The sequence below is a fragment of the Pinirhizobacter sp. genome (genome assembly GCF_036499745.1).
Lineage (GTDB): Bacteria > Pseudomonadota > Gammaproteobacteria > Xanthomonadales > Rhodanobacteraceae > Pinirhizobacter.
On record NZ_DASYDG010000025.1, the window covers coordinates 41,379 to 54,020 of the forward strand.

Here is a 12,642-nt window from a genome sequence, read left to right on the forward strand (position 1 = left end):
TAATCCCGTCGATACATGTTTGCGCCCTAAGCTGGAGCCCGCATTTGAAAACCCGCCTGCTCGGTGCCGCCGTCCTGCTTGCCCTGGCCGTGATTATCGTGCCGATGCTGTTCTCCAGCGCTCCGCCGAAGACGGACGCCGAGCAATCACTTAGCCTGGAAATTCCCGCCGCGCCCGATCGTGACCTGCAGTCGCGCACGCTGGACGTCTCCTCACCAGGCAGCGCCCCGGCAGCCGCCCGCACCGCGTTCGGCACCCCACCGGCCACCACGGTCACCCCGGGCAACGGCGGCCAGCTGGCGTCGGTGGACATCGCCTCGCGCCGCCCGCCCGATGTCGAGGCCAACGCACCGGCAGCCACCCCGGCCGGCCCGACCCCCTCCACGGCGCCCGCCGCGGCGCCTACGCGCGCGCCGGCCAACAAGCCTGCCGTCACCCCACCGCCAGCGGCCAGCCCGGCGCCCGCGGCGCCGCTGCCCACCGGCACCGCTGCCCGCGGCAGCTTCAACATCAATCTCTCCGCCTACGCCGACCGCACCAAGGCCGATGCCCTGGTGCAGAAAGTCCGCGGCCTGGGCTATCCGGTGAGAACCGCCATGGTCACCCAGGCGGGCAAACAGCTCACCCGCGTCAATGCCGGTCCCTTCGATACCCGCGCCGCCGCGGAGGCCGCGCGTCTGAAGATCAAGTCCGCCGTGCCCGGCGTGCCGGCCAGCCTGTCTGGCCAGGTTGCTGACCAGAAGGGCGATGCCCCTGCCGTGGCCGGCGCCGCGCCGCGTAGCAGTGTGCCGACCGCTCCCGCAGCCGCTAGTCCTGCTGGGGCCATGTCCAGGGCCGGTGGCTGGGCCGTTCAGCTGGGCGCATTCTCCAACGAAGCCGATGCCAACAAGCTGCGCGACAAGGTCCGTGCGGCCGGCGTGGCTGGCTACGTGGACGGCATTGCCAGCAGCACCGGGGCCAAGCTCTGGCGCGTCCGCGCCGGGCCCCAGACCCAGCGCGACGACGCCATGCGAGTACGTGACCAGCTCAAGGCCAAGCTCGGCGTCGACGGCAACGTCGTCACCGTTCCTTAAAATCCATGCTTCGGGCATTGCGCCCGCCTTTACTACGGTGAGCCTGCGGTGACCTGGGTCGACTACATCATCCTCGCCGTGCTGGGCGTCTCGGTCTTGATCGGCCTGTGGCGCGGCCTCATCTCCGAGGTATTGGCACTAGCCGTGTGGATTGCGGCGTTCTGGTTCGCCTGGACCTTCGGACCGTCCGTGGCGACGTATTTCGAGCACGCCATTTCGCAACCGTCAGTGCGGGTCATCGTGGCGTACGGATTGTGTTTCCTGGTGGTATTGCTGCTCGGGGCGCTCTTGCGCTTCCTGCTGGCGCGGTTGGTCGAGGGCACGGGCCTGGGCGGTACGGATCGCCTGCTGGGCATGGTGTTCGGCTTCGTCCGCGGCGTGCTGATCGTGACCCTCGCAGTATTCCTGCTCGGGTTCACGCCCTTCACGCGCGACCCGTACTGGCGCGATGCCACCTTGCCGCCGTATTTCCAGGGCGTGGCGGACTGGCTGGGTGAGCGCGTGCCCGAAAACGTGCGCCGCTACCTGCACCCGCCGGCCGATGTGCTGGACAAATTACCTAAGTTGCCCGCACCTGCGGGCAGCCATGAACGACATAACCTTCCCGCCGCCAGCACCACGACGGCCTAAGCTAAAAAAGAGAAACACCCATGTGTGGACTCATCGGTATCGTCGGCACCGCCGAAGTCGCCTCGTCGCTTTACGACGGGCTGACCGTGCTGCAGCACCGTGGGCAGGACGCCGCCGGCATCGCCACCGTGGACGGCGCCCGCCTGCAGCTGCACAAGGGCAACGGCCTGGTGCGGGATGTCTTCAACCAGCCTGGCGTTCGCACGCTGCACGGCCGCATCGGTATCGGCCATTGCCGTTACCCCACGGCAGGCTCCGATGGCACCGACGAAGCCCAGCCGTTCTATGTGAATTCTCCCTACGGCATCGCCTTTGCCCATAACGGGAACCTGGTCAACACCGAGCAACTTCGCCGCGAGATGTTCGAGGACGACCGCCGCCATATCAATACCGATTCTGACTCCGAAGTACTGCTCAACGTGCTGGCCCACGAGCTACAGCTGAACGAGCGCAATGCACTCACCCCCGACCAGTTGTTCAAGGCCGTGGCCGGCGTGCATGCCCGCGCGCGCGGCGGCTACGCGTGCCTGGCGATGATCCAGGGCTACGGCATCCTTGCCTTCCGCGACCCCAATGGCATTCGTCCCCTGGTGATGGGTGAGCGCGTTACCGCCCTGGGCAAGGAATACGCGGTTGCCTCCGAGTCGGTGGCACTGGACATTCTGGGCTTCACCCGCATGCGCGACGTGGAGCCTGGCGAAGGGGTATTCATCAGTGACGGTGGCGAACTCTTCACCCGCCACTGCGCACCGCCTGCGGTGCACGCACCGTGCATTTTCGAGTACGTTTACCTTGCACGCCCGGATTCCATGATCGAAGACGTGTCGGTGTACAAGGCACGCCTGCGCATGGGCGAGAAGCTGGCCGAGAAGATCATGCGCGAGCGTCCCGACCACGGCATCGATGCGGTGATTCCCATCCCGGATACTGCACGCACCGCGGCAAGCTCCCTGGCGCAGGCGCTGGGTGTGCCGATGCGCGAGGGATTGGTGAAGAACCGCTATATCGGCCGCACCTTCATCATGCCGGGGCAGGGCGAGCGGGTGAAATCGGTACGTCGCAAGCTCAACGCGATCGACCTTGAGTTCCGCAAGAAGAACGTGCTGCTGGTGGACGACTCCATCGTGCGTGGGACCACCAGCAAACAGATCATCCAGATGGCCCGCGATGCCGGCGCGAAGAATGTTTACTTCGCCTCCGCGGCGCCACCGGTGCGCTATCCCAATGTGTATGGCATCGACATGCCGGCCACGGCCGAACTCGTTGCTGCCGGGCGTACCGACAAGGAAGTGGAAACGATCCTCGGGGCCGACTGGCTGATCTACCAGGATCTGGAAGACCTCATCTGGGCCGTGAACGACGGCAACGAAGAGCTCAAGCACTTCGATACGTCGTGCTTCTCCGGTGAATATGTCACCGGCCTGGACAAAGACTTCCTTGCCCAGCAGGAAACCCTGCGTTCGGACGATGCCAAGCACAAGCGCCGCACCGCCTGACCTGCACGCCGCAGCGAAGGCCTGCCTGGATTGCCCGGACCCGTCGGAGAAGATCCGCCTGACCGCTGCCACCTGGCAGGCCCTCGTCGATGGCATGCTGGCGCCCGATGCCTCGGCACCTGCGCCCGAACCTATCGGGCCGCCCGGCCGTCCAGACCGGCCCCGCCTGATCTCATCCCGAGGCTTGCCACAACGCGGACTGGGTAGCGCGCAGGGACGTGCCGCCCTGGTGCATGCGGTCGCGCACATCGAATTCAACGCGATCAACCTGGCATGGGACGCTGTCTACCGTTTCCGCGGCATGCCCGATGCGTACTATCACGACTGGGCATCATGCGCGGCGGATGAAGCCCGGCATTTTTCGATGCTCACCGCGAGGCTCGCGGAACTAGGCCACGCCTACGGCGACTTCGACGCGCACAACGGCTTGTGGGACATGGTCGAACGCACGGCGCACAGCGACACCGTACGCATGGCGCTGGTGCCACGGGTGCTGGAGGCGCGGGGCCTGGACGTGACACCCGGCATGATCGAACGCCTGCGTGGCTGCGGCGACACGGCGACCATCGCCGTCCTTGAAGTGATCCTGGCCGAGGAAGTGGCCCATGTGGCAGCCGGCACGCGATGGTTCCACTTCTGTTGCGCGCGTGACGGGCTGGACCCGACGCCTACCTTCGTGCGCTACCTCGATGAATACATGCGCGGCAGCTTGCGCGGTCCCTTCAACGTAGAGGCGCGCAAGCAGGCCGGCTTCAGCGACGACGAACTGGCGTGGCTTGTCGCGCTATAGCGCCGCTACCGAAGTAAAGGTGCTACGCGCCTTGCCGGGGGCACCTGACGCCAGCCGGGTCCGCAACAATCCAAGCCGGGCCAGGTCGATGTCATTGGTTGCCGAGGCTTCCATGCGCATGGCCCATCGCCCGGCAGCCTCGGCATCACTGAGGTCGTACAGGCATACATAGGCAAGCTCATTGGCGATCCCCGGCGCAAGCGCAGGCTCGTCCTGGACAGCTTCCCAGGCACGCAGGTAGAAACCGATGGCAGAGGTGATGTCGCGGTTGGCGTAGGCCGCCTGGGCCAGGCCCTGGAGAGTGCGCGGGTGCATGGGAATTTCCGGTTTGCTGGGAATTCCGGACAGCTTGCAGCGCGCCGGGGCCGGCGGGAATCAGAAGAAACTCAAAGAACGTGAAGCCCGTGTGTTCGTTCAGGCGGTGGGCGGGCCAACGCCGCTCGCCAGGCCGTGGCCGCATTGCGAACAGAAGCGGGCATCGGTTTCCGCTCCCGCGTGACTACAAGCAGGGCAGGTCGGGCCTACTGGCTTCAACCGGCTCCAAAGCGTCACGGCCATTTCCGCACCGACGATGCCCGTAGGCAACGCGATGATGCCGTAGCCGAGCAGGATGGTCACCGACGTGATGAACTTGCCCAGCACGGTCTGTGGAGTGATGTCGCCGTAGCCCGTGGTGGTCATCGTCACCACTGCCCAGTACATCGACGCAGGAATGGATTCGAAGCCCGGAGTCGGGCCTTCCACCACATACATCACGGTGCCCAGGATCACCACCAGCACCGCCACCGTGCAGATGAACACCATGATCTTCCGCCGCGCATGGGTGAGCGCATCCATGAGGTCTTGTGCTTCGCGGAAGTAACGGGTGAGCTTGAGTACCCGGAACACCCGCAAGAGGCGCAGCAGGCGGATGTCGATAAGGTAGTGGGCGCCGGGAAACATCAGTGCAAGAAGGGTGGGCAGCAGGGCGATGAGGTCGACCACGCCGAAGAAACTGGTGGCATAGGCCAGCGGTCGCCGCACGCTAAGCAGGCGCACCAGGTATTCGATGACGAACATCGTGGTGAATACCGTTTCGGCCAGCAGGAACCACGATCCGAAGCGCTGGTGCCAGGTCGGCACGCTGTCGAGCACCACCACAGCCACACTGGCCAGGATCGCCACCAGCACGGCGATGTCAAAGGCGAGCCCGGCGGGCGTATCGGCGCGGAACACCACCTGGTAGAGGCGTCGGCGCCAGTGCCTGGGGCTGGGCTCTTCGCCGCGATGGACGGGATTGACGTGGGTCACGGGGCGTTCCTCGCTCAAGTCGGAAGCCGGCGTCCATCGCCGGCTGCATCGTGGTCCTAGGCCAACGTCAGGCCACGGAGCCGGGCCTGTCCAGGATCCACTTCCAGCACCGAACCCTGCTCGTACCAGTCGCCGAGCACAATACGCCTGGCGTTTTCCCCGTCAAGGGAGAATTCGTGGATCGCGGGACGGTGGGTATGGCCGTGTACCAGATACCGGACCCCGGCATCGCGCATGGCCCTGGCCACGGCATCGGCATTCACGTCCATGATGGTTTCGTCGGTTTTACCAGTGTAGGCGCGGCTGTCTGCACGGGCCTTCGCGGCAAAGGCGCGGCGCTGATCGAGCGTCATGGCCATCATCTGCGCCTTGAACTGCGGCGTGCGCACCTGCGCGCGGACGGCCTGGTAGGCGGTGTCGTCGGTACACAGGACATCGCCGTGCATCAGCAATATCCGCTCGCCGCCGATATCGTGCACCACGCCATCGGGCAGGATCTGCATGCCTGCCCGCTTGGCGAAATCCTCGCCGAGGAGGAAATCACGGTTGCCTGCCATGAAGTAGACCGGGATCCCGGCCTCGGCCACGCCGCGCGTAGCCGAGGCGATACGGCTGGGAAGCGGGGCATCGTCGTCGTCGCCGATCCACGCTTCGACCAGATCGCCGAGGATGTAAAGCGCGTCGGCTCCGCGTACTTCGGGGCCGGCCAGGAACCGTTCAAAGAGATCGGTGATCGCGGGCCGCGTTTCGTCCAGGTGGAGATCGGCGATGAATAGCTTGGTCATGCCTTCTTCTTCGGCGTCGCCGGGGCTTTCACGGGAGTTTTTGCCGGTGGCTTGGCCGCGGCGCTCGTCGCGGAAGCCGGCGCGGCCTTCGGTGCGGGTTTCTCCTCGCCCACCACATTGGCGCCGTCGATCACCACCAGCGGATTGGGCACGTCGTTGACGAAGGGACCCAGTGGACGCGTAGGGAGCCCTGCCATTTTGTCGACGACGCTCATGCCCTCGACCACCTTGCCGAACACCGCATAGCCCCAGGTCAGCCCGCTCTGGTTGCCGGCGTAGTCAAGGCGACGGTTGTCCACCAGGTTGATGAAAAATTGCGAGGTACCGGAGGCCGGGTCCGCCCCGCGGGCCACGGCGACCGTGCCACGGAGGTTGGACAGGCCGTTGTCGGCCTCGCTGGCGATGGCGGCACGGGTGCGCTTTTGCTGCAGGTCTCGGGTGTAGATGCCGCCTTGCACCAGGTAGCCATTGACGACACGGTGGAATACGGTGCCGGCGTAGAAGTCGTCGCGTACGTACTGCAGGAAGTTGGCCACGCTCTTGGGGGCCTTGTCCGGGAACAGTTCCAGCGTGATGTCGCCCAGGCTGGTATGCAGCACCACACGGGGATGCGCCTCGGCGGCGGGCGCCTCGGGCTTGGCCGCCTGGCCAAGGGCCAGGACCGGGAGGACGAGGAGGGCGAAGGCAGCCAGGTATCGGGTCATCGGCACATGATACCGCCGCCGGCCGGGCCGCGCGCCCCGACACGGCGCCGTCAGTAGGTGATCAGTTCAAGTTCCAGGCCGAGGTCGGCCATCGGGCCCTTTTCCTGCTCGAGGTCGGCTTCGGTAAGCGGATGTTCGTCCAGCCATTCGGCAGGCAGCGCCAGGCGCAGCCTGGTACGGGTGGCGGCAAGCTTCAGTGGTGGCATCGGCTCGGCACGGCGCGAGCGGCGGAACAGCACGGCCAGCCGCAGCAGTGCGGTGGCATACCGGGCCAGCGCGCGGTATCGAGTGGGCAGCGCCAGCAACACGGCCTTGTCGGGTTTGCGCCGGTGGCATTCGACGATGGCCGCCAACAGTTGTTGTTCCTGTCGCGAGAAACCGGCGAGATCGGCATTGCGCAGGATGTATCCGCCGTGTCGGTGGTGCTGGCTATGCGCGATGGCCAGGCCCAGTTCGTGCGCGCGGCTGGCCCACGACAGCCATTCGCGGGCGTCCGGGTCGAGCTTCCAGGCCTTGGCGACCTGATCGAACAGTGCCAGCGCGGTGGTCTCCACGCGGCGCATGTGCGCCCGTTCCACGCCATAACGGGCAGCCAGCGCATCGATGCTGGCGGCACGCGGATCGCTGCCGCCGGCGCGGCCGATGAGGTCCCAAAGCAGGCCCTCGCGCATGGAGCTTTCGCATACCTGCAGGCGCGTGATCCCCAGGGCCTCGAAAGCAGCCTCGAAGATCACCACGCCCCCCGCGAAGACGCCGGTACGGTCTTCAGCCAGGCCGGGTAATTTCAGTGCCTGGATCGAACCTTGTGCCAGCAGCGCCTCGCGGATGCCTGCAAGCGCCGCCGGGGTGATGCAGTCGTCGGTCAGGCCCATGGCCTGGGCCACGGCGCCGATCGCCTTGGCCGTGCCCGACGAACCATAGGCATTGGCCCAGCCTGCTTCACGGTATTCCTCGACGAACTGTTGCAACAGCACTTCGATCTCGCGCCGCGCGCGTTGCCAGCGCTTGCGCGTGATCTTGCCGCCTGGAAAGAAACGCAAGGTGGAGGCAATGCATCCTACCTGCACGCTCTCGGTGTGTTCGGGGGCGACATGCCGCCCGATGATAAATTCAGTACTGCCGCCGCCAACGTCGATCACCAGTCGGTTGTCGCGCGAGACAGGCAGGTCGTGCGCAGCGCCGAGGAAGATCAACCGGCCTTCCTCGCGGCCGGAGACGATCTCCACCGGCGTACCCAGGGCCACTTCGGCGGCGGCAAGGAAGGCCTGCGGCGAAGCCAGGCGTCGCACGGTGTTGGTGGCGACGGCGCGCACGCGTGCGCCGGGCAGGCCGGCGATGCGCTGGCCGAAGCGGGCCAGGCTCGCCAGCGCGGCGGCACGGTGGCTGGCGTCGAGGGTGCCATCGGCGCGCAGGCCCGCGGCCATGCGCACGGTGTCGCGCAGGCGATCGATCACCCTGGGTTCGCCATGCTCGAAGCGGGCCACCACCATGTGGAAGCTGTTCGAACCCAGGTCGATCGCCGCCAGCAATTCACCCTCGGCGATCTGCGGCCGTGCCGACGCCGCGCTGGCGGCCTGCAGGCTGCCGCCAGCCGCCGCGCTGCCACGAAATGCCTTACCCACAAAGCTTCTCCAACAGGTATAGCTGCGCATTGTGCGGCGGATCATTGCCAGGTTCACTGCGCGTGTAATGGCCGTCGTTGCCCAACAGCCAGGCATGGGTGTTGTCGCGAAGATAGTTTTCGAGGGTTTCCTGGTACACGCGCGCTGCGAGATCTGAATCCATGATCGGCACGGCGATCTCGATCCGCCGGCGCAGGTTGCGTTCCATCCAGTCGGCGCTGGCGGTGTAGATCTCAGGCTCCCCGGCGTTGCCGAACCAGTAGATGCGGCTGTGCTCCAGGAAACGGCCGACAATGGAACGTACGCGGATGTTCTCGGAGATGCCCTTCACACCGGGCCGCAAGGTACACGCCCCGCGAATGATCAGGTCCACCTGCACACCAGCCATCGAAGCACGGTAAAGCGCCTTCACCACCTGCGCCTCGTTCAGGGCGTTGAGCTTGGCTACGATGCGGCCGCCGCGGCCCTCCCGGGCGTGGACGATCTCGCGTTCGATCTTCGCCATCACCGAGCTGTACAGGGTGAAGGGTGAATGCAGCAGTCGTTTCAACTCGATCATGGGACCTAAGCCGGAAAGCTGCTGGAAGATCTTGTGGATGTCCTGCCCGATGTCCTCGTTGGAGGTCATCAGGCCGATGTCGGTATAACCGCGGCTGTTGCCCTGGTGGTAGTTGCCGGTGGAAAGATGGACGTAGCGCCGGAGCTTGTCGCCCTCGCGGCGCACGATCAGCAGCATCTTGGCGTGGGTCTTGTAGCCCACCACGCCGTACACCACCTGCACGCCGGCTTCCTGCAGCCGCGTGGCCAGGCCGATGTTGGCTTCCTCGTCGAAGCGTGCACGAAGTTCCACCACGACCGTGACGTCCTTGCCGTTGCGCGCGGCCTCTACCAGGAGGTCCACCAGCGGGGAGTCCTTGCCGGCGCGGTAAAGCGTCTGCTTGATCGCCAGCACGCCTGAGTCCTCGGTGGCCTGGCGAAGCAATTCAACTACCGAGGCGAATGATTCGAAGGGATGGTGCAGGATGATGTCGCGCTGGGTGAGCAGTTCGAACGGCTTGCCATCCTTGCAGATGGCAGTGTTGAGCTTCGGCGCGAAGCGCGGGTACTTCAGGTCGGGCCGGTCGATCAGGTCGTAGACGGTTTCCAGGCGGATCAGGTTCACCGGGCCGTCGCAGCGGTAGACGTCCTGTTCTTCCAGCTGGAAATTGCCGATCAGCATCTGCGTGATCGCGCGCGGGCAGTCGGCGCCCACCTGAAGCCGTACCGGGCGTGCATAACCCCGGCCGAGGAGTTCCTCGGTAAGGGCACGGGCAAGGTTCTCAACCTCAGCTTCTTCCACCACCAGTTCGCCGTTGCGGGTCACGCGGAACTGGTATGAGCCCTTGACGTGGAAGCCGGGGAACATCTCATCGGCGAAGGCGTGCAGCACTTCGCCCAGGAAGACAAGATCCATGCTGCCATCACCGACTTCATCCGGGAGGCGGATCAGGCGTGGCAGCGAACGCGGCGCACGCACCAGGGCCATGTGGCCCTCGCGGCCGAACGCGTCCCGACCTTCCAGCACCACGGCGATGTTCAGCGTCTTGTTGAGGATGCGCGGGAACGGATGCGCCGGGTCCAGGCCAAGGGGCGAGAGCACCGGCATGATTTCGTTCTGGAAATAGCCTTGAAGCCAGCGGCGTTGTTTCTCGTTCCAGTCCCCGCGGACACGGAATCCGATACCCTCCGCGGCCAGGGCCGGTCGCAGGTGCGCCTGCCAGGTCTCGTATTGCGCGTCTACCAGGGTGAGCGCGCGTTCGCGGATGCGCGAGAGGATCTCGCCGGAACTCAGTCCATCGGCGCCAGGCAGGTGCGCATCAAGCGCATGCTGGTGCTTGAGCACCGCCACGCGCACCTCGAAGAATTCATCCAGGTTGCTGCAGACGATGGCCAGGTAGCGCAGCCGTTCCAGTAGCGGCACAGCCGGATCCTGCGCCTGGGACAGTACGCGGAAGTTGAATTCCAGTGCCGCCAGCTCGCGATTGAGGTAAAGCGCGGGAGCATCGAGTGCCGGAGCGGCAGGTGTACGCGATCGGGGCATGGGCTGACGGTGGACTGGCGATCCGTCGAGGATGGAAGATGCGGCGGGGGCTTGCAAGCGATGGCGCGAAACGGCGCCGGGCCATGGCTTTAGCTGGCCAGGCTTTCCTCGCCGCCCGGTGCCAGCAGTCGCTCGGCACCGAAGATCGCCGAGAACGTGGAGCCCTTGCCCGGTTCGCTCTCGATCTGCAGGCGGGCGTGGTGCAGGTTCAGCACGTGCTTGACGATGGACAGGCCCAGCCCCGTGCCACCGCTGTCGCGCGAGCGGCTTGACGATACGCGGTAGAACCGCTCGGTAAGCCGCGCCAGGTGGGTGGCGGGGATGCCATAACCGGAATCGGCCACGGAGAAGATCACCCCGGCGGCATGCGGCTCAAAGCGGATGTCAATCCGGCCGCCTGTGGGTGTGTAGCGCACCGCATTGCTCACCAGGTTGGAGAAGGCGCTGTGCAGGTCTTTCGATGAGCCGAGCAGGTCGCTCATGGCGGTATGGGTGAGCGTGATCCGGTGCCTGCCCTGGCTCAGTGCCTCGGCCTCGCGGCGCAGGGTGGCCAGCAGGGGTTCGATGTTGACCCGTTCGTCGGCGATGCGATCCTGGGTTTCCAGGCGCGAGAGGGTGAGCAGGTCTTCGACGATCTGGCCCATGCGCCGCGACTGCACGCGCATTTCGCCCAGTACCGGCGCCAGTTCCGGCACGTCTTCGGGATCGAGCAACTCAAGGTAGCCGTGGATGACCGTCAGCGGCGTGCGCAGTTCGTGCGAGACGTTGGCGACGAAGTCGCGGCGGATCTGCTCCAGACGGGTCATGTGGCTGATGTCGCGCACCAGCAGCAGGCGCTGGCGGCTGCCGAACGGCAGCAGGGTTGCTGAGATGTGCCGGTTCGCATGTCCCGGGGCGGCAACGTCGTTCAGCGGCTCGCGGCCCCCGTCGATCAGCCACTTGGCAAGATCGGTCGTCTGCAGGCACTCGCTCAGTACGCGGCCGCGGTCGGTGGGACGGCGCAGGCCAAGGAGGTCTTCGGCGGCGTGGTTGAACCAGCGGACATGCTGGGTCTGGTCCATCAACACCACCGCATCGGGCAGGCTGCCGGCGGCGCTGCGAAGGTCGCGCAGTTGGGAGGCGATACGGCGGGAGCGTGTCATCAGACGGTCATGCCTGGGGTCAGTCGTTTGGCGAGGCGCGGCCATGATGGGATCGGTTTGATGACGGATCGAAGACAGCAGTGCGACGAATTGCGACAACGCGACCACGCTCACGCCAACCAGCGCATTTCCCATCGCCCAGCCCGCCAGTACACCGGCAATGACGCCTGCGGCGGCCAGCAGAACTGCTCGGCGGGAGGTCGGTTCAAGGCGCATCGGTGCTCCAGTGGACGGGCGATGGCCGCCACCTTAGCTTGGACCGCGCGCCTTTTGTCAGGGGCTGGCCGAAAACCGGTAGCCGGCGCCGCGCACGGTCTGCACCATGTCGTCCAGCTTCCAGGGTTCCAGTGTCTTGCGCAGGCGGCGGATGTGGACATCGACGGTGCGCTCTTCCACGTAGACACTGCCGCCCCACACGTGGTCGAGCAACTGTGCGCGCGAGTACACGCGTTCAGGATGGGTCATGAAGAAGAACAGCAACCGGTATTCGGTAGGGCCGATCGGTACCGGTTCCTCGGCGGCGTAAACGCGGTGCGCCGGGCCGTCGATGCGCAGGCCGCCGATCTCCACCATGCCCGTGCCGTCGTCGCCCTGGCTCCGGCGGAGTACCGCCTTGATGCGCGCGACCAGCTCGCGGGTGGAGAAGGGCTTGATGACGTAGTCGTCCACGCCGGCTTCCAGGCCGTTCACCCGGTCCATTTCCTCACCGCGGGCGGTGAGCATGATGATCGGGATTTCGCGGCTGAGTTCCTCTTTCCGAAGCCGCCGGGCCAGTTCCAGGCCGCTCATGCCCGGCAACATCCAGTCGAGCAGGATGAGATCGGGCACGCGCTCGGAAATGGCCATCTGCGCCGCTCGTGCATCGGCGGCATGGACGGCATCCATGCCTGCCTTGCGCAGGGCGAAGGCGACCATGTCGCGTATCGAGGCTTCGTCTTCGACGATCAGGATGCGCTTGTGCACGCGGGAGGCGCCTATAGGGGGAAAGGGCTGTGACGCGGAGATTGCAGCGGGATTTTGTTACATCAAG

General features: G+C 65.8%; 12 protein-coding genes. 4 read left to right on the forward strand and 8 right to left on the reverse strand.

The genetic code is table 11. From position 1 onward, the window contains the following. Positions 1 to 44: 44 nt before the first annotated feature. The 4 genes from VGM61_RS08515 to VGM61_RS08530 are packed head-to-tail and all read left to right on the forward strand — an operon-like array spanning position 45 to position 3,989. Entirely contained in the window at positions 45 to 1,073 is a 1,029-nt protein-coding gene (locus VGM61_RS08515; RefSeq protein WP_331522339.1) for an SPOR domain-containing protein, read from the forward strand. 48 nt (positions 1,074 to 1,121) lie between these two features. After that, positions 1,122 to 1,703 carry a CvpA family protein gene (locus tag VGM61_RS08520; protein ID WP_331522340.1) on the forward strand — a complete coding sequence of 194 codons (582 nt, stop codon included), beginning with the start codon at positions 1,122 to 1,124 and terminating at the stop codon, positions 1,701 to 1,703. A gap of 20 nt (positions 1,704 to 1,723) precedes the next feature. Next, positions 1,724 to 3,199 carry an amidophosphoribosyltransferase gene (gene purF, locus VGM61_RS08525; RefSeq protein WP_331522342.1) on the forward strand — a complete coding sequence of 492 codons (1,476 nt, stop codon included), beginning with the start codon at positions 1,724 to 1,726 and terminating at the stop codon, positions 3,197 to 3,199. After that, positions 3,171 to 3,989, forward strand: coding sequence for a ferritin-like domain-containing protein (locus VGM61_RS08530; protein ID WP_331522343.1), 819 nt, complete (start codon positions 3,171 to 3,173; stop codon positions 3,987 to 3,989). Before purF ends, VGM61_RS08530 begins: the two co-directional genes overlap by 29 nt. Here the strand turns inward: VGM61_RS08530 and VGM61_RS08535 are convergent. The 8 genes from VGM61_RS08535 to phoB form a co-directional block, all read right to left on the reverse strand. Further along, positions 3,984 to 4,304, reverse strand: coding sequence for a hypothetical protein (locus VGM61_RS08535; RefSeq protein WP_331522344.1), 321 nt, complete (start codon positions 4,302 to 4,304; stop codon positions 3,984 to 3,986). The genes VGM61_RS08530 and VGM61_RS08535 overlap by 6 nt on opposite strands. Before the next feature lie 99 nt (positions 4,305 to 4,403). Then, on the reverse strand, positions 4,404 to 5,279 hold the full coding sequence (locus VGM61_RS08540; RefSeq protein WP_331522345.1) for an ion transporter: 876 nt from the start codon (positions 5,277 to 5,279) through the stop codon (positions 4,404 to 4,406). Between the two features lie 56 nt (positions 5,280 to 5,335). Further along, on the reverse strand, positions 5,336 to 6,064 hold the full coding sequence (locus VGM61_RS08545) for a UDP-2,3-diacylglucosamine diphosphatase (RefSeq protein WP_331522346.1): 729 nt from the start codon (positions 6,062 to 6,064) through the stop codon (positions 5,336 to 5,338). Beyond that, on the reverse strand, positions 6,061 to 6,768 hold the full coding sequence (locus VGM61_RS08550; protein ID WP_331522347.1) for a peptidylprolyl isomerase: 708 nt from the start codon (positions 6,766 to 6,768) through the stop codon (positions 6,061 to 6,063). Before VGM61_RS08550 ends, VGM61_RS08545 begins: the two co-directional genes overlap by 4 nt. A 50-nt stretch (positions 6,769 to 6,818) precedes the next feature. Continuing rightward, positions 6,819 to 8,348 (reverse strand): exopolyphosphatase, encoded by a 1,530-nt coding sequence (locus VGM61_RS08555; protein WP_414694834.1) that lies wholly within the window; start codon positions 8,346 to 8,348, stop codon positions 6,819 to 6,821. 34 nt (positions 8,349 to 8,382) lie between these two features. Continuing rightward, positions 8,383 to 10,470: a polyphosphate kinase 1 gene (gene ppk1 / locus VGM61_RS08560; protein ID WP_331522348.1), complete on the reverse strand. Its 2,088-nt coding sequence runs from the start codon at positions 10,468 to 10,470 to the stop codon at positions 8,383 to 8,385. A gap of 89 nt (positions 10,471 to 10,559) precedes the next feature. After that, positions 10,560 to 11,828 carry a phosphate regulon sensor histidine kinase PhoR gene (phoR, locus tag VGM61_RS08565; RefSeq protein WP_414694833.1) on the reverse strand — a complete coding sequence of 423 codons (1,269 nt, stop codon included), beginning with the start codon at positions 11,826 to 11,828 and terminating at the stop codon, positions 10,560 to 10,562. Between the two features lie 57 nt (positions 11,829 to 11,885). Continuing rightward, positions 11,886 to 12,575: a phosphate regulon transcriptional regulator PhoB gene (gene phoB, locus VGM61_RS08570; RefSeq protein ID WP_250623743.1), complete on the reverse strand. Its 690-nt coding sequence runs from the start codon at positions 12,573 to 12,575 to the stop codon at positions 11,886 to 11,888. Positions 12,576 to 12,642 lie beyond the last annotated feature (67 nt).

Bases quoted from the DNA above. Each gene is read 5' to 3' on its own strand.
- VGM61_RS08530 (WP_331522343.1), top strand. From the start codon at position 3,171: ATGCCAAGCACAAGCGCCGCACCGCCTGACCTGCACGCCGCAGCGAAG.
- VGM61_RS08550 (WP_331522347.1), bottom strand. From the start codon at position 6,768: ATGACCCGATACCTGGCTGCCTTCGCCCTCCTCGTCCTCCCGGTCCTG.
- purF (WP_331522342.1), top strand. From the start codon at position 1,724: ATGTGTGGACTCATCGGTATCGTCGGCACCGCCGAAGTCGCCTCGTCG.
- VGM61_RS08535 (WP_331522344.1), bottom strand. From the start codon at position 4,304: ATGCACCCGCGCACTCTCCAGGGCCTGGCCCAGGCGGCCTACGCCAAC.
- VGM61_RS08545 (WP_331522346.1), bottom strand. From the start codon at position 6,064: ATGACCAAGCTATTCATCGCCGATCTCCACCTGGACGAAACGCGGCCC.
- ppk1 (WP_331522348.1), bottom strand. From the start codon at position 10,470: ATGCCCCGATCGCGTACACCTGCCGCTCCGGCACTCGATGCTCCCGCG.
- phoR (WP_414694833.1), bottom strand. From the start codon at position 11,828: ATGCGCCTTGAACCGACCTCCCGCCGAGCAGTTCTGCTGGCCGCCGCA.